A 14,540-nucleotide genomic window follows, 5' to 3' on the forward strand; every position below is an offset into this window, starting at 1 on the left:
TCGAACCTGGCCTTCCATCACACGCACGCGCCGCCTGCTCGGCAATCCCAGCCATAGTACTGACTCGAGCGGCAGGGTCCACTCGAGCGAGGTGGGCGGCTGGTCAGGTGCGAATCAGCCGCCGGAATGCATCAGGTCGGCACCGGCGGGGACGCAGACGTCCTCGGGATCGTCGAGCCAACCGTCGGGCAGCGACACCGCGCCCGGTGAGCCCTGTCGACCACGGGGGCCTTCGGCGTCCTTGGGAAACGGAACGGTCGGATCGAGTTGCGCCAGAAGGTCGTCCAGCTCGGTCAGGGTCGAGACCAATGCCATCGAGACCCGGAGGTCGGATCCGGCCGGGAATCCGCGCAGGTACCAGGAGACGTGCTTGCGTAGTTCTCGCAGGCCCTTCTTCTCGCCGTGATGCTGGGCAAGCAACTCGGCATGCCGAGCGATGATGGTGGCCACCTCGCCGAGGGTGGGTGGAGTGGGTTCGGGCCGACCGTTGAGGCGGGCGCTGAGTTCGGCGAACAGCCAGGGCCGACCGAGGCAACCCCGCCCGACGACGACGCCGTCGCACCCGGTCTCCGCCATCATGCGGACCGCGTCGGACGCGGAGAAGATGTCGCCGTTGCCCAGGACCGGGATGCCGGAGACATGTTCCTTGAGTCGAGCGATCTCGTTCCAGTCGGCGGTTCCGGAGTAACGCTGCGAGGCGGTTCGGGCGTGCAGAGCCACCGCCGCTGCGCCCTCGCCTGCGGCGATCCGTCCTGCATCGAGATGAGTGTGGTGGTTCTCGTCGATGCCGACGCGGAACTTGACGGTGACGGGAATGTGGGTGCCCTCGGTTGCCTTGACGGCAGCAGCGACTATGCGGCCGAACAGGTTTCGCTTGTAGGGCAGTGCGGCACCACCGCCTTTTCGGGTGACCTTCGGAACCGGGCAGCCGAAGTTCATGTCTATGTGGTCGGCCAGATCGTCGTCGACGATCATCTTCGCGGCGGCGTACGTGGTGTCCGGATCGACGGTGTAGAGCTGCAGCGACCGTGGAGTTTCGGTGGGGCCGAACGTCGTCATGTGCATCGTGGCCGGCTGCCGTTCGACGAGCGCTCGCGCTGTGACCATCTCGCAGACGTACAGACCCGAGGTGCTACCGGCCCGCTTCAACTCCTGCTCCCGGCACAGGGTGCGGAACGCCACGTTGGTGACGCCGGCCATCGGTGCGAGGACAACGGGGCTGCGCAACTCCAGCGAGCCGATCTGCAGTGTCATGAGGGAAGCCTTTGGAACGGAGGGAACGTGATCATGGTGACATCGGTGGGCCGGGGACAGCGGTCGGAAGACAGAAGCCGGAAAACAGTGGTGCCCGGCACCGAAGTCGGTACCGGGCACACCAGCCGATCTGAGCTTACGACGCGCGTGCTTCGGCCTTCGCGCGTTCGCGGGCGAGGGAGCGATCGCGCATTTCCTCGAACTTGGTGGCCTGCCGCTCGAGGTCTTCGAGGAACGCGGCGAGTTCTTCGCGCTTGTTCTCCCCGCGTGCGGTGAAGTCGTTGCGCTCGAAGACGCTCCACTTGCGCAGGACCGGCCAGACGACGTCCTCGAGGTGCTGACGCAGGTCGTAGATGCCGTGCTTGGCCATCAGCACACCGTTGCGGCGGAAGTTCGGCATCCCGGCACCGGGCATGACGAAGTTCGTCACGATGTCGGAGATCGCGTCGAGGGTCTGGTCGGGAGCGATGTCCATCGCTGCGCCGGTGATGTTTCGGTAGAAGATCATGTGCAGGTTCTCGTCGGCGGCGATGCGCTGGAGCATCCGGTCGGCGATCGGATCGTCGCAGACCTTGCCGGTGTTGCGGTGTGAGACGCGGGTGGCGAGTTCCTGGAAGGTCACGTAGGCGACCGAGTGCAGCAGACCCGTCTGTGATCCTGCCGGTGAGGCGAACCCGTTGGTCATGTGGATCATGCGGGCTTCTTCGAGGGCGACGGGATCGACGCCGCGGGTGACGACGAGGTAGTCGCGCATGACGATGCCGTGGCGGTTCTCCTCGGCGGTCCAGCGGCCGACCCAGGTTCCCCAGGCACCGTCCTGGGAGAAGTTCTCGGCGATCTCACGGTGGTAGGACGGCAGGTTGTCCTCGGTGAGCAGGTTGGTGATCATCGCGGCCTGTGCGACGTCGGAGAGTTTGGACTGCTCCGGGTCGTAGTCCTGGCCGCCGAGTGCGGCGAAGTTGCGACCTTCGTCCCACGGGACGTAGTCGTGAGGGTGCCACTCCCGCGCCATCGAGATGTGACGGTTCACATTGTCCTCGGCAGTGGGCACCAGCTCTTGCAGAAGCTCGAGCTGTGTCAGATCCCTCGCCATTAGATCGCCTCCATAGATTGCGTACGACCGGTCCAGCTTACGGCACCGTAGGTTCGGTGTGAACCGTGTCGAGCCTGTTCACTTGCTGTTCCGGCGGTCGTGATGTTCGGTGTCGATCGACGCGATGTGCCCCCGGAGCGTCGATCCTCCGACCGGCTTCCGCGAGTTCACGACCGCTGCAGTTCCCCCTGCACGTCGCTCGGCCTCGGCCGATCGTTACGTCCGAGTGTACGTTCCGGACAGGTGTGATCACTGTTACCAGGACGGTGTGTGGTGTCCCCAGTAGGACTCGAACCTACGACCTGCGGATTAAAAGTCAGAACGAGTCCGTGACACCTGATGACGGTGAAACCCAGTGAGTGACAGTCAGTCCTGTTCGACGGACCTCCGTGCCATCGGTTGGTGACGGCTGGTTGCGTGGTCACACGGTTCCTCTGTGACCACTTCGAAGCCACCGAACGATGGCACGAAAATGCCCCCCTCCACTGGTGGGAGGGGGGCATGCAATTGAAGGGTGCGTCAGACGAGTTGGCAGTCCGTTTTCGACACACCCTCTGTCGAGGTGGCGTCTGTCGAGGCCTGTACAGCGTCGATATTCACCGAGACCGTCAGGCCGACCGTTCCCGCCATGTTGATCAGGTTGTCGACCGAGAATCGATCGATTTTGCCTGTCTTCAGATCTGATATCCGGGGCTGGGTTACTCCCAGGTTTCTTGCTGCGACCGTCTGCGACCAGCCGAACTCGTCGATGCGCTCTTTGATCTTGATCATCAGAGCGGAGCGCACCTTGAGGTTCTCGGCTTCGGCCGGCGTATCGGACAACGCGTCCCACACACTTGCGAACCTCTGTGATTCCGACATCGTTTGTACTCTCCTCATCACTGTCCCGAACCCAAGGTCTCCAGCGCGATCTTGTATCGCGCCTGACCGATCTTGATGTCCTTCTGGGATGTCTGGTTCGTCTTCTTCTGAAACGCATGAAGAACAACGATTGTGTCGCCAACCTTGGTGACATAGAACACTCGGAACCAACCATCGTTGGCGTCGATGACCAACTCTTGGCAACCTTGACCTACTGTGCCCATGGGCTTGGCCCCGACGGGTCTACCGCCTCGTTGCAGTAGATCGATTTGATAGCCCGCTTGCTGGCGTGCTTCGTCCGGGAAGTCCCTCAGGTCATCGAGGGCCTTGCCGATGAAGTCGACCTCTTTCACGTATCCCGTCGCTTGCTCACCCTGTCACTATACAAACTTTTATATGGTCTGGGTACCGAGTTGCGTTACAGCTTGCTCACGAACATCGGGGCTGATCTGCTCTCAAAATGAGCGCGAATCCGCGTCTGATGAACGTTCACGAACTTGCCGCTGAGCTGGGTGTTGCGGTGGGGACTATTCACAATAACCGGCATACGCACCCGCTGTATTCCAAGGCGATCAAGCTCGGCCCCGCAAACTTGCCGCTGAAGTGGCGACGGACCGACGTCGACGCCTACCTCGACAGCCTCTGAAAACGATGAATCCCTACCGCAGGAGTGCCCGGTAGGGGATTCGTCGCGGAAGCGGCCGCTGGGTTGGTGCCTCGCGCGGGCCGTGACCAGGGGTTACGTCAGGGTCTTCATGACCATTCGGTGACCACTTCGGGTGATTCTGAGGCTCCCGATACTGCGTCTGACCAGGAATTACCTGGTCAAGATGGTGCCCCCAGTAGGACTCGAACCTACGACCTGCGGATTAAAAGTCCGTAGCTCTACCAACTGAGCTATAGGGGCGCGGCTCGAAAGTGTAATGGGCCGCGCGGTGCCGACGGGCAGTACCCCCGGCAGTGGTGTCGACCGGGGTCAGCGTCCGAAGCTGCTGCATCCGCTCGGCACCGGAATGCCGGCCAGTCGGTCGTCGATCCAGGCGTACGCGCCCGGGATGCCGCTGAACGCGACGATCAGGTGCTCGCCGAGATACTCCTCGAGTCTGACGTTCGCACCCTGCGCGCACCATTCGTCGTAGAGGGTCTCGGCTCCCTGTCGTGGAATCCAGAACTCCTGTTGTCCCTGGTAGATCATCGTGGGGATGGTGGGGGCGAGGTCGCCGCCGAGGCGGGTCGCGGCGATGACGCTTTCGGCGATCTCGGTGCGGTCGACGTCGGGGATGTCCGAGAGCGCCTGCGCGGGGATCGGGGCCACCAGTCCACCGGGGGCGAGCAGGCTGACGCACATGTCCTTGGCGACGGTGGCCAGTCGCAGTCCGTTGGCGTTCATCAGCGAGAACAGTTCGGGGTACTCGCGGGCCACTCCGAGCGCTGCGGACAGGAAGAGCGTCGATGCCGCAGTTCCGTTCATCGACGTCAGCAGAATCCGGTAATCGGTCGGCGGACCACCGAACGCCGCGCCGACCAGGTTGACGTCGGGAGCGTACGAGGGGGCCACTTGCGCCGCCCAACCTGTGGCGATCGCCCCACCCGAATACCCCGTGACAGCGATCGGAGACGACGCGGGCAAGCCGAGCTCGGGTAGCCGGACCATCGCTCGGAGGGCATCGAGTACCGCGTGCGCGGCCATGCGTCCGGCGGCGTACGCCTGCCGTGGCCCCTCGTGATCGGTGACGACGACGGCGTAGTTCTTGGCCAGGAAGGCCTGCACTGCCGGGATCTCCCGGGCCAACCCGCGCGGGAGCAGCCAGGACGGTGCGCACGTGTTGCCGAGTGAGTTGATGGCCATGTTGTACGCCACGACGGGCCGGCTTCCGGACCCTGTCCACGGTGCGGTCGGCACGATCACGGTGGTGGCCGCAGCAACGGGCCGGTCCTTGGAGTCGTTGGTACGAAACAGGATCTGAGTCGACGTGACCGGCGTGAACAGCGGCCCGACGGTCACCTGTCGGGTTGCCAGCACCGACCCGGGAGGTCGTTGTTCGTAGCCTGCGGGCGGATCGAACCAGGGCTCGCCGAGTGGTGTGGGTAGGTAGAGAGCTGGATCGGCGACGGGTGCCACGAAGTTGCCCAGAGGGTCGGCGGTCGCCGTTCCGGTCGTCGAGAGCGTGAGCACGGCCACCGCGATCACCGTCGTGATGGAACGAAATGCGCAGATCGATACCTTCATGGCATTCACTCGTCTCGAATCGGCCGATCTCCCCCTGTGGTGTATTTCACAGTAAGTCAGCGCAGGCGCCAGCTCGGTCGAAGACCGTGAACGTGTCGGAAACGTTACCGAGCGGTCTTTCTCATATCGATTACCGTGCAATCGATTTGACCGAATGTGCTCGGCACCTACGACGTATTCGTTTGTTGGGCAGTAGATTTGAAATGCTAACGAGCAAGGCGAAGCAGTTGGCGCTCGAGATCCGTTACCGTGAAATGTAATTCGGTTTTTAACCGAAAGTTGTCCGTGCTCCCGGAGCGGCGTGGGCGACGCGTCGACCGTTCGGTTCGTGGGGAACGGACGGTGTCTCGGGCACCGCCGAAAGCGACTGGGTCGGCGTGTGGTTCGGCGCGGGGAGGGGCGCAGAAGTGCGGCTCGAGTGCGCACCCCCTGCAGCGCACTCGAGCCGCGCAGATCATTCCATTCGGCTTGTTTCGGTTGCCTAACCGATTTTTCTGTCGGGTGTATGTGTCGAAGCGAACCGTAGGTGAGTCGACTCGCATGTCGTTCGGGTGAAGTACTCTCTATCTGTACTACCTGCGGATACGCAGGGCGCTTGGGGCTCGGAGGCACGGAATACATGGCACAACAAGAGCGCGCACGGCGGACCCGGGCGGCCATCGTGGAGGCGGCGGCGGCGGAATTCGCCAAACGCGGATACGCAGCTGCATCCGTCAACACCATTTTGGAGGGCTCCAATGCCACCAAGGGCGCGATGTATTTCCATTTCCAGTCCAAGGAAGATCTGGCCCGGGCTGTGCTCGCTGCCGGACTGGATCGGTACGTCGCCATCACGGAGAAGTGGGCCGACACCACTGCGCATCCGTTCTACGTCATCCGCGGGATCGTGGACGACATCGCACAGAACTTCCAGAACGACGTGATCGTGCGCGCGGAGTTCCGGCTGATAGTCGAGCCGGAGTTCTACGCGGAGGTCCATTCGGGCGGCGGTCGAGTCTGGGGCGCTCAGGGGCTCGCGCAGGCCGAGCGTGCTCTGGCGATGGGTGACCTGAAGCCGGAGTTCGACGCGACCAAGTTCGTGCGAGTGCTCGCAGCGTCGATGGCGGGTCAGCGCTACATGTCGGATCTGGTGGCCGACAACGCAGATCTGCGCGAGCGGTTCGAAGAATCCGTCGAGGTCGTGCTGCTAGCGATGGCGTCGGAGCGTTGGCTCGCCGAGTTCAAACTGCACGGGTGGGATCACTACAGTGAAAACTGCGCAAAAACCGCCTCTGACCTGCCGGTTTGAGATTTACAGCGAAAGTGTCCTAAGCTATCCCAGCTCCCAACGGAACGCCGTTGAGGGTAACGTCGAAGCAGTTCGGCGGGCCCCCTTCGTCTAGCGGCCTAGGACGCCGCCCTTTCAAGGCGGTAGCGCGGGTTCGAATCCCGTAGGGGGTACGTAGGAAGAGATCGGTTTGACAACCCGGTCGGCAGTACAGCATTCTTCGTCTCGCTCTCCGCGAGGTGCGGATTTGCAGTTCGGAGAGTTTCTACGCTAGAAATAGCGCGGCAACAACAGCAAGGCCCTGTGGCGCAGTTGGTTAGCGCGCCGCCCTGTCACGGCGGAGGTCGCGGGTTCGAGTCCCGTCAGGGTCGCAACATCGATACGAGAGTATCGGCATTGCGATGGCATTCTAGTACCGGTGCCGCCCGGCCAGGTAGCTCAGTTGGTACGAGCGTCCGCCTGAAAAGCGGAAGGTCGCCGGTTCGATCCCGGCCCTGGCCACCACGGTGTGGATCGACGAGCACATGTATCGACAAGCACGATGAATGCCCCTTCCGGTACTCCGGCAGGGGCTTTTTCGCGTCCACGAGTTATTGTCGACGCGTGGACGTGATCGATCGAGCGCAGGAGGATCTGGCGCGCGGAGACAGCATCGCTGCCAGGGATCGACTGGTCGGCGCATTGGTCCGAAACCCGACATCGCCCGGCATTCTCGAATTGCTCGCGTACACGTATCTGGTACTCGGCGATCGTGCGGCGGCCGGAGCGGCATGGTTTCTCACCGACAAGTCCGACGACGATCCGACGGCGTCCGCTGCGTTCGCCGCACTGGAGAAGCAGTACAGATCGCCTCTGATGATGGCGCGGGCCCTGCCCATCCACGCGCCGTCCGATTGGTACCCCACCCGTGCTCGGATTCGGCTCGAACGGCTCGGGGCCGCGATCGAAGCCAACGGACAACAGTGGGTGCCGCCGCGAGACGTCGTCTATTTCGACGAGGACGGGCTGAACTCGGACGACTTCTACGACTCCGATCTCGATGCCGACGATGACGACTTCGCCGGTGCTCGTGCGGGGGCGAGCTACCGCACGGTGCGACAGCGAGCCATAGCGGCGACCATCGTGATCGCTATCGCCGCCACCTCGGCGTCCGTGGTCCTGGCACTCGTCTTCGGCTGACACCGGTTCACGAACGAAGCGTTCGACGCCGAGCGTAGAGTCGCGAAAGAATTTCCGGCCGACGATCGAGGGTGACGAGTTCCATGGGCACAGCGAACGGCGCGGCGTCACCGGCTCCGCGAGACGACAACTATGCCGTCAACCTCGAGCAGGCAAAGGTGTTCGCGAGAGGACTGGCCGAACACATCGAGACGTGTTCGGCCTCCATCGAACTGGCGCAGTCCAAGGCATTTCGAGCTCGCGCGGATCGCGCCGAATCCAAGGCCCGAGCATTCGAGTCCGAGGCGTCGGCGCTCAGGACCGAGCTGTACGAAATGTACCGACACATCGATGCGATGACGGCGCGCTTTCCCGAGCTGCGCAGCGATCCATCCGTTCGCGGCTGACTCCCGGGTTCGATCAGACAGCTGCGGAATCGGTGACCATACCGAAGGTCGTCTCCGCGCCTCGACGGCCGAGTGCCGAGCCCCACACCTCGTACACCGCATCGGTTGCGGAGGATCGCTCGATGTCGCGGCCCTCCGCGACGGTGATGAGTGTGCGAGAGAGCTCGAACAGACTGACCCGGTGATTTCTCGCGGTCGTGAACAGCTCGTCGATGGCGTCGGCGACGGAGCCGCCGTGGATCCCGATGAGCACGCCGGTTGCGATGTCCACGTGAGTACGAGATGCAGGCGATTCGGGCAGTCTGTCGGTCATCTTTTTCCTCGAGATGGTGTGGTCGGTGCGGATGACCGAAGCGGTTCCTGGGGTCGAACGGGCTTCACTGTCTCACACGGACATGACATTTCATACCGTCGGTTTCGCCCGCACGTGCATCCGCTCGCCCTGGGGTCCGAACAAGCTCAGAAGCTCGACCGGCCGGTCTCCGACGGCACCGAACCAGTGCGGCACACGAGTGTCGAATTCGGCTGCCTCACCGGCCTTCATCGTCAGATCGTGCTCGCCGAGAATCAGACGCAGGGTGCCGTCGAGGACGTAGAACCACTCGTACCCCTCGTGGGTTCGGGGACGCGGCTCCGAGCTCTCCGGGCGGATCAGAAGCTTGTACGCCTGCAGGCCGCCGGGACGCAGCGTCAGAGGAAGGATCGTCACATGTTCGCGAACGGTGGCCGTGGTGCGCACCCGAGGGTCCGCCACGGGAGGTGCAGTCACCAGATCGTCGAGTTTCATCTGATGGGCCCGAGCGATGGGCCACAGCAACTCGAGGCTGGGCTTGCGGTCACCGGACTCGAGCCGTGACAGTGTGCTGATCGAAATTCCCGTGGTGTCCGACAGCGACGCCAGGGTGGTGTTCTTCTCCATCCTGATGCGCTTGAGGCGGGGGCCGAGGCCTGCGATGACCTCGTCCAGACCCTTGTTCGTGTCGTCCATGACTCCATTGCAGTTTCGGCAACCCAGTTTGTCAACCCGGGAAACAGAGGCGACCGAAAACCGCCCGTGGGCGCGGCGGGCGGCACATAATCGATCGATGACGGGTCGTTCGGGGACCACATACCGCAGTGGCATGATTCGCGATGCTTACGGCAGCCCCGCATCCGAGGCATTCATGGTCGTGGCCATCGCGACCATTCTGATCACCAGGGCATACCTGGAGTTGACCCACTATCCCCAGGTAGGCGGAAAGTCGCTGCACATCGCTCATGCCCTGTACGGCGGAGCGGCGATGATGCTCGCGCTGCTGATCGGGTGGATGTTCATCGGGTTCGGCGTTCGGGTGTTCACCGTGCTGCTCGGTGGGATCGGATTCGGGTTGTTCCTCGACGAAGTCGGCAAATTCGTCACCAAGGACAACGACTATTTCTACGGACCCTCGTCGGAGATCATGTACGTCCTGGTGGTCCTGCTGTTGGTGTTCAGCAGGATCGTCCGGGAGTTCCGCCGGCCCTCGGTCGACGAATCGCTGGCCAATGCGGCTGCGATCGCCGCCGACGGCGTCGCGCACGGACTGCCCAAGCATCGGCGCGACTGGGCGCTACGAATGCTCGCGCGCGCCGAGGCCGAGGGGGCCGACGCGGACACCGTGGCCGGGATCAGACTGTTGCTCGGTCGCTGTCGTTCGTCGACGTCGCGGACCCACTCGCTGTGGAACTTCGTTCCTCGGCTGATCCCCGCCTTCTTCACCAGCCCCCGGTGGATTCCCGTCGTCGGCTGGGGACTGGTTCTGCTCTCCGGGGCCGGAGTGGTGTTCGGAATCGTCGAACTCGTGATCGGCGACCTGGACATCGATCGGCGCGACCTGACGATCGACATCGACGGCATGGGAATTGCCAGCGGGATCCTGTTCGTCAGTGCCTGTCTCACCTTCGCCACGGCGCTGCCGGCGATGCTGCGGTTACGCCCGGAAGGCCCGCTCTGGCCTCTGCGCATCCTCCGCGTGTCCGCGTTGATATTCACTCTTCTCAACGCCCTCGTGGACTTCGCTCAGGAAGGATTTGCCGCGCTGTTCAACGTTGCGATCGGATTGTTCGCGCTTGCAGTCATTTCGCATCGCATCACGGTCCGTACCGCCGAGATCGCCGACGTCACGGCCGAATCTGCTGCATCGCAGGTGGTTCGAGACTCCGATCGCTCTCGAATCGTCGAACCAGGCCGCTGAGCGGATCGACGAACTCGATCGAACGGGCCAACAGGCGGAGGGGGTCGGAGTAATCGTCGTCGGCGACATCGCGGAACGCCGGGTAGAAATTGTCGCCGACGATCGGAATTCCCAACGAGCACATGTGAACTCGAAGTTGGTGGGTCTTTCCGGTTCGCGGATGCAATCGGTACAGGCCGTGGGTTCCGCGCGTGTCGACGAGTTCCACGAAAGTGTCCGCGTTGGGCTCGCCGGGTACCTCACGAGCCTGAAGGACGCCGCGTTCCTTGATGATTCGGCTGCGTACGGTCAGCGGAAAGTCCAGGTCCTGGGCGAGTGGGGCGATGGCGTCATACTGCTTGGTGATCGCGCGTTGAGCGAACAACTCCTGGTACGGCCGCCGAGCCTGCTGCCTGACGGTGAACACCAGAACACCGGCGGTGAGTCGGTCCAGGCGATGCGCCGGACTCAGTTCGGGCAGGTCGAATCGGCGTCGGAGCAGGACGAGGGCAGATCGCGCGACGTAGGCGCCGCGTGGGGTGGTGGCCAGGAAGTGCGGCTTGTCGACGACGAGCAGGTTCTCGTCCTGATGGACAACGTCGAGGGAGAACGGCACCGTCGGCTCCACGGGTGGATCGCGGTAGAGATAGATGTCCGATCGCGGTCTCGCGACCGTCGTCGAGTCGATGGGTACGCCTGCCGCGTCGACGATCTCGCCGCCGGCGACCTTCTCGGTCAGCCTCGCTGCGTCCTGGGGGAACCGGGCGCGCAGATGCTCGAGCACGGTCACCCCGGTTGCACTGTCCGGCATTCGCACCCGGGTGGGGTCGAGACCGTCGCGCAACGGCAGGGGAGCGGCGGGCATGCATCGACTCTAACCGCTCGAGCATGGAAACACCCCGGTCGGAAATTCCGACCGGGGTGTGGACTGCGGTAGAACCTTTCGGGTCCGACTCAGATGGTGACGACCATCTTGCCGGTGTTCTCACCCTTCATCAGTCCGATGAACGCAGAGGGAGCGTTCTCCAGACCGTCGACGACTGTCTCGTCGAATTCGATTGCGCCACTGTCCAACCACTGGGTCATCTTCGTGCGGAATTCCTCCGTGAGGTGCGCGTAGGAGCCGACGATGAAACCCTTGAGCGTCAGTTCCTTGCCGATGGCCAGCGCGAGATTGCGCGGCGCGGGCGTCGGCTCGGTGGAGTTGTACTGAGCGATGGCTCCGCACATGGCAATTCGGCCGTACTTGTTCATCGAACCGATGGCAGCTTCGAGATGCTCGCCGCCGACGTTGTCGAAGTACACATCGATGCCGTCCGGTGCCGCCTTGCGGAGCTGCTCGGCGACCGGGCCGTCGTGGTAGTCGAATGCCGCGTCGAAACCGAGCTCGAGCAAGCGAGCCACCTTGGCGGGGGAGCCCGCACTGCCGATGACCCGAGATGCGCCGAGCGCCTTGGCGATCTGGCCGACGAGCGATCCGACGGCACCGGCTGCGCCGGACACGAACACGACGTCGCCTTCCTTGAACGACGCGACCTCGGTCAGGCCTGCGTACGCCGTCGTGCCGGTCATTCCGAGTGCGCTGAGGTATGCCGAGGCCTTCGCGGCGCCGAGGTCGACCTTGCTTGCGCCCTTCGCCGGGACGACGGCGAGATCGCGCCAGCCCTTGCCGTGCAGAACGGCGTCGCCGACAGCGAAGCCCTCGGCCTTGGACTCGACGACCTCGCCGACAGCGCCGCCGTCGAGCGGAGCGTCGAGCTGGAACGGCGGGACGTAGGACTTGACGTCGTTCATCCGGCCGCGCATGTACGGATCGACCGACATCACGATGTTGCGGACGAGGATCTGCCCGTCGGCGAGTTCGGGAAGGTCTACGGCCTCCGCGCGAAAGTTGTCCTCCGTCGGCCAGCCTTGTGGGCGGGACGCGAGGTGAATTTCGTGTGCTTTCATGGTGTCTCCCTACTCGTCTTCGGTGACCGTGACGGTGACGTCGATGTTGCCGCGGGTGGCGTTGGAGTACGGGCACACCTGGTGGGCCTTGTCGGCCAATGCCTGTGCGTTCTCGCGGCTCAGGTTCGGCAGCGTCACTTCGAGGGTGACGGCGAGCTGGAAGCCGCCTGCGTCGTTGGGGCCGATGTCGACACGAGCGCCGACGGCCGAATCGGTGACGTCGGCCTTGTCCTGACGTGCCACCATCTGCAGTGCGGAGTGGAAGCATGCGGCGTAGCCGGCGGCGAAGAGCTGCTCGGGGTTGGTGCCGTTGCCGCTGCCGCCCATGGCCTCGGGGATGGCGAGATCGAGATCGAGCCGTCCGTCGGACGTGCGGGCGTGGCCGTTTCGGCCTTCACCGGTGGCCAGTGCCTCGGCGGTGTAGATCGTCTTCATGATGCTCCTTCTGTCTTGCCGGAATCGGTGTGATGCAGAGCGCTCGTCAATGCGTCGAGCGACTCCTTGAGTTTGACGAGATCGTCGACGTTCATGCCGGTCTTCTCGGCGAGCTTGCGTGGAATGTCGAGTGCCTTCGTGCGCATGGCACTTCCGGTCTCGGTCAGGTGGATCTCGACGCGACGTTCGTCGGTGCTCAGGCGTCGGCGCTCGATGAATCCGAGACCTTCGAGCCGCTTGAGCATCGGCGACAGAGTGCCGGTGTCGAGATCGAGTTCGGCGCAGATGTCCTTGACGCCGCGCCCGTCCTTCTCCCACAGCACCAGCAGTACGAGGTACTGCGGGTACGTGACTCCGAGTTCGTCGAGCATCGGGCGGTACACCGCGGTGGTAGCCCGCGAAGCGGAATACAACGCGAAGCACACCTGACGGTCGAGTGCGAGTTCGTTGGTCACTCCAAGAACAGTAGTGCACGGTTGAGTTGTGCGCAACCTACCTGTCCGATGTGATCGGAACCTCGTAGCCTGCTACGAGGTTCCGCGCACGTCGGGGTCAGCTCTGCAGAGCGTTCTTCAGACCGTCGAGCACGATGGTTGCCGCCGTCGGACCTGCGTTGAGGTACCACGGGTCGTCGTCGACTCGGACGATGTGGTTCTCGGTTGCCGCGCTCATTCCGGTCCACAGCGGGTTGGTGGTGTACGACGCGGCGCTCGAATCGGCTTCGGCGTCCTGGCTGGAGACGAACACCCAGTCCGCGTTCGCCAGTTGGATTTCTTCCTCGCTGAAGTCCTGCGAGGTCTTGTCGAACTGCTGGCTTTCCGGTCGGGCCAGTCCGGCGTCCCAGGCGATGTAGCCCGCGAACGACGGGATGCCGAACACGCGTGCCCGGTCGGCGGTGAAGCGGACGAACGAGACCGTGGGCGCGCCACCGCTCGCGAACGAATCTCCCAGTGCCGCAGCATCGGAGGTGAAGGTGTCGACGAAGCTCTGTGCCTGCTCGGTACGGCCCAACGCGTCGGCGAGAAGCAGGAAGTCCTGTTTCCAGTTCACTCCGGTGCCCTCGGTGAGTACGGTCGGCGCGATGGTCGACAGCGTCGAGTAGATGTCCTCGGAGCCGGCCTCGTTCGCCAGGATGAGATCCGGTTCGATGGCGGCGATGGCCTCGATGTCGACCTCCTGCCGGTTGCCGACGTCGACGAACCGGTCCATCCGGTCCGCGTACTGCGGGAACGAGAAGCTGATGTAGTCCGGGACCAGAGCGGCACCGTCTCCGTAGGCGACTCCGGTGGGTACGACGCCCAGAGTGAGGGCCGCGTCGAGCTGACCGGTGGCGATGACGACGATCTTCTTCGGTTCGGCGGGGATCTCGGTGGAGCCGCCGAAGTGGCCGACCGTGCGGGGGAACACTCCGTCCGCGGCACCCGAACCCATGCCGTCGGGGATGCCGGTGGGGCCGGGAGCGTCCGAGGTGGCGTTGTCGGTTCCGGACGCAGCGCTGGTGGAGGGAGTGGCCGTCTGCTCGGCGGTGCCGCCGCAGGCAACGGTGGTCAGTGCGGTGACCGCGACGATCGTGGTGGCCAGGAGTAGACGTTTCACTTCGTTCTCTTTCACAGTCGGACGTAGGCAGGTAAGCCTAGCCTGTATCCGGCGACGCAGGTGAGCGGAACTTCGTAGCAGGGGTCGAGGTTCCGCT

Annotated in this window: 17 protein-coding genes and 4 tRNA genes; 8 read left to right on the forward strand and 13 right to left on the reverse strand. The window is 63.7% G+C overall.

The window, feature by feature from the left end:
- Nucleotides 1–114 precede the first annotated feature (114 nt).
- From dusB to R4P47_RS00195, 4 genes are all read right to left on the reverse strand, one after another.
- Nucleotides 115–1,254, reverse strand: coding sequence for a tRNA dihydrouridine synthase DusB (gene dusB, locus R4P47_RS00180; protein WP_269594799.1), 1,140 nt, complete (start codon nucleotides 1,252–1,254; stop codon nucleotides 115–117).
- Nucleotides 1,255–1,390: 136 nt separating this feature from the next.
- Entirely contained in the window at nucleotides 1,391–2,347 is a 957-nt protein-coding gene (locus tag R4P47_RS00185; protein WP_283347723.1) for an acyl-ACP desaturase, read from the reverse strand.
- Nucleotides 2,348–2,866: 519 nt separating this feature from the next.
- Nucleotides 2,867–3,208: a helix-turn-helix domain-containing protein gene (locus R4P47_RS00190; RefSeq protein ID WP_269594800.1), complete on the reverse strand. Its 342-nt coding sequence runs from the start codon at nucleotides 3,206–3,208 to the stop codon at nucleotides 2,867–2,869.
- Nucleotides 3,209–3,225: 17 nt separating this feature from the next.
- Nucleotides 3,226–3,561 (reverse strand): type II toxin-antitoxin system RelE/ParE family toxin, encoded by a 336-nt coding sequence (locus tag R4P47_RS00195; RefSeq protein ID WP_283347724.1) that lies wholly within the window; start codon nucleotides 3,559–3,561, stop codon nucleotides 3,226–3,228.
- A 107-nt stretch (nucleotides 3,562–3,668) separates the two neighbouring features.
- Here R4P47_RS00195 and R4P47_RS00200 point away from each other — a divergent pair, with 107 nt between their 5' ends.
- A complete protein-coding gene (locus R4P47_RS00200; protein ID WP_269594802.1) occupies nucleotides 3,669–3,854 on the forward strand; it encodes a helix-turn-helix transcriptional regulator in 186 nt (61 codons plus the stop codon).
- 185 nt (nucleotides 3,855–4,039) lie between these two features.
- Here R4P47_RS00200 and R4P47_RS00205 read toward each other — a convergent pair.
- Together R4P47_RS00205 and R4P47_RS00210 are read right to left on the reverse strand one after the other, a co-directional pair.
- Nucleotides 4,040–4,115 (reverse strand) — tRNA-Lys (locus R4P47_RS00205).
- Between the two features lie 69 nt (nucleotides 4,116–4,184).
- The gene (locus R4P47_RS00210) at nucleotides 4,185–5,438 is read right to left on the reverse strand and encodes a lipase family protein (protein ID WP_283347725.1); all 1,254 of its coding nucleotides are present in this window, start codon (nucleotides 5,436–5,438) and stop codon (nucleotides 4,185–4,187) included.
- 619 nt (nucleotides 5,439–6,057) lie between these two features.
- Between R4P47_RS00210 and R4P47_RS00215 the strand changes: the two genes are divergently transcribed.
- The 6 genes from R4P47_RS00215 (at nucleotide 6,058) to R4P47_RS00240 (ending at nucleotide 8,270) form a co-directional block, all read left to right on the forward strand.
- Complete coding sequence (locus R4P47_RS00215; RefSeq protein ID WP_068047934.1) at nucleotides 6,058–6,726, forward strand: TetR/AcrR family transcriptional regulator; 669 nt, start codon at nucleotides 6,058–6,060, stop codon at nucleotides 6,724–6,726.
- Nucleotides 6,727–6,805: 79 nt separating this feature from the next.
- Nucleotides 6,806–6,878, forward strand: a tRNA-Glu gene (locus R4P47_RS00220).
- A 124-nt stretch (nucleotides 6,879–7,002) separates the two neighbouring features.
- Nucleotides 7,003–7,076: transfer RNA gene (locus tag R4P47_RS00225), tRNA-Asp, on the forward strand.
- Nucleotides 7,077–7,132: 56 nt separating this feature from the next.
- Nucleotides 7,133–7,209, forward strand: a tRNA-Phe gene (locus R4P47_RS00230).
- Nucleotides 7,210–7,308: 99 nt separating this feature from the next.
- Nucleotides 7,309–7,884: a DUF6584 family protein gene (locus R4P47_RS00235; protein WP_094671531.1), complete on the forward strand. Its 576-nt coding sequence runs from the start codon at nucleotides 7,309–7,311 to the stop codon at nucleotides 7,882–7,884.
- An 83-nt stretch (nucleotides 7,885–7,967) separates the two neighbouring features.
- Entirely contained in the window at nucleotides 7,968–8,270 is a 303-nt protein-coding gene (locus tag R4P47_RS00240) for a hypothetical protein (RefSeq protein ID WP_149405017.1), read from the forward strand.
- A gap of 13 nt (nucleotides 8,271–8,283) precedes the next feature.
- Here R4P47_RS00240 and R4P47_RS00245 read toward each other — a convergent pair whose 3' ends face one another.
- Both R4P47_RS00245 and R4P47_RS00250 read right to left on the reverse strand, forming a co-directional pair.
- The gene (locus R4P47_RS00245; protein ID WP_143536687.1) at nucleotides 8,284–8,583 is read right to left on the reverse strand and encodes an ANTAR domain-containing protein; all 300 of its coding nucleotides are present in this window, start codon (nucleotides 8,581–8,583) and stop codon (nucleotides 8,284–8,286) included.
- A 90-nt stretch (nucleotides 8,584–8,673) separates the two neighbouring features.
- A complete protein-coding gene (locus tag R4P47_RS00250; protein WP_149405019.1) occupies nucleotides 8,674–9,258 on the reverse strand; it encodes a helix-turn-helix domain-containing protein in 585 nt (194 codons plus the stop codon).
- A 97-nt stretch (nucleotides 9,259–9,355) separates the two neighbouring features.
- Here R4P47_RS00250 and R4P47_RS00255 point away from each other — a divergent pair, with 97 nt between their 5' ends.
- Nucleotides 9,356–10,483, forward strand: coding sequence for a hypothetical protein (locus R4P47_RS00255; RefSeq protein WP_317783862.1), 1,128 nt, complete (start codon nucleotides 9,356–9,358; stop codon nucleotides 10,481–10,483).
- On the opposite strand, the gene R4P47_RS00260 is transcribed toward R4P47_RS00255, so the two are convergent.
- The 5 genes from R4P47_RS00260 to R4P47_RS00280 all read right to left on the reverse strand — a co-directional run bounded on the left by R4P47_RS00260 (nucleotide 10,410) and on the right by R4P47_RS00280 (nucleotide 14,443).
- Nucleotides 10,410–11,327, reverse strand: a complete 918-nt coding sequence (locus tag R4P47_RS00260) for a pseudouridine synthase (protein WP_269594805.1) — start codon at nucleotides 11,325–11,327, stop codon at nucleotides 10,410–10,412. The two genes, R4P47_RS00255 and R4P47_RS00260, sit on opposite strands and share 74 nt — an antisense overlap.
- Nucleotides 11,328–11,416: 89 nt before the next feature.
- On the reverse strand, nucleotides 11,417–12,412 hold the full coding sequence (locus R4P47_RS00265) for an NADP-dependent oxidoreductase (RefSeq protein WP_269594806.1): 996 nt from the start codon (nucleotides 12,410–12,412) through the stop codon (nucleotides 11,417–11,419).
- 9 nt (nucleotides 12,413–12,421) lie between these two features.
- Nucleotides 12,422–12,847 (reverse strand): organic hydroperoxide resistance protein, encoded by a 426-nt coding sequence (locus R4P47_RS00270; protein ID WP_027495882.1) that lies wholly within the window; start codon nucleotides 12,845–12,847, stop codon nucleotides 12,422–12,424.
- Nucleotides 12,844–13,302, reverse strand: coding sequence for a MarR family winged helix-turn-helix transcriptional regulator (locus tag R4P47_RS00275; RefSeq protein ID WP_283347726.1), 459 nt, complete (start codon nucleotides 13,300–13,302; stop codon nucleotides 12,844–12,846). The genes R4P47_RS00270 and R4P47_RS00275 overlap by 4 nt, the downstream gene beginning before the upstream one ends.
- Before the next feature lie 97 nt (nucleotides 13,303–13,399).
- Nucleotides 13,400–14,443 carry an iron-siderophore ABC transporter substrate-binding protein gene (locus R4P47_RS00280; protein ID WP_283347727.1) on the reverse strand — a complete coding sequence of 348 codons (1,044 nt, stop codon included), beginning with the start codon at nucleotides 14,441–14,443 and terminating at the stop codon, nucleotides 13,400–13,402.
- Between the last annotated feature and the right edge of the window lie 97 nt (nucleotides 14,444–14,540).

The organism is Rhodococcus sp. IEGM 1370 (genome assembly GCF_033142325.1).
In the GTDB taxonomy this organism is placed as follows: domain Bacteria; phylum Actinomycetota; class Actinomycetes; order Mycobacteriales; family Mycobacteriaceae; genus Rhodococcoides.

Bases quoted from the DNA above. Each gene is read 5' to 3' on its own strand.
- R4P47_RS00260 (WP_269594805.1), bottom strand. From the start codon at position 11,327: ATGCCCGCCGCTCCCCTGCCGTTGCGCGACGGTCTCGACCCCACCCGG.
- R4P47_RS00250 (WP_149405019.1), bottom strand. From the start codon at position 9,258: ATGGACGACACGAACAAGGGTCTGGACGAGGTCATCGCAGGCCTCGGC.
- R4P47_RS00270 (WP_027495882.1), bottom strand. From the start codon at position 12,847: ATGAAGACGATCTACACCGCCGAGGCACTGGCCACCGGTGAAGGCCGA.
- R4P47_RS00265 (WP_269594806.1), bottom strand. From the start codon at position 12,412: ATGAAAGCACACGAAATTCACCTCGCGTCCCGCCCACAAGGCTGGCCG.
- R4P47_RS00240 (WP_149405017.1), top strand. From the start codon at position 7,968: ATGGGCACAGCGAACGGCGCGGCGTCACCGGCTCCGCGAGACGACAAC.
- R4P47_RS00215 (WP_068047934.1), top strand. From the start codon at position 6,058: ATGGCACAACAAGAGCGCGCACGGCGGACCCGGGCGGCCATCGTGGAG.
- R4P47_RS00190 (WP_269594800.1), bottom strand. From the start codon at position 3,208: ATGTCGGAATCACAGAGGTTCGCAAGTGTGTGGGACGCGTTGTCCGAT.
- R4P47_RS00255 (WP_317783862.1), top strand. From the start codon at position 9,356: ATGACGGGTCGTTCGGGGACCACATACCGCAGTGGCATGATTCGCGAT.
- dusB (WP_269594799.1), bottom strand. From the start codon at position 1,254: ATGACACTGCAGATCGGCTCGCTGGAGTTGCGCAGCCCCGTTGTCCTC.
- R4P47_RS00245 (WP_143536687.1), bottom strand. From the start codon at position 8,583: ATGACCGACAGACTGCCCGAATCGCCTGCATCTCGTACTCACGTGGAC.
- R4P47_RS00200 (WP_269594802.1), top strand. From the start codon at position 3,669: ATGAGCGCGAATCCGCGTCTGATGAACGTTCACGAACTTGCCGCTGAG.
- R4P47_RS00210 (WP_283347725.1), bottom strand. From the start codon at position 5,438: ATGAAGGTATCGATCTGCGCATTTCGTTCCATCACGACGGTGATCGCG.
- R4P47_RS00185 (WP_283347723.1), bottom strand. From the start codon at position 2,347: ATGGCGAGGGATCTGACACAGCTCGAGCTTCTGCAAGAGCTGGTGCCC.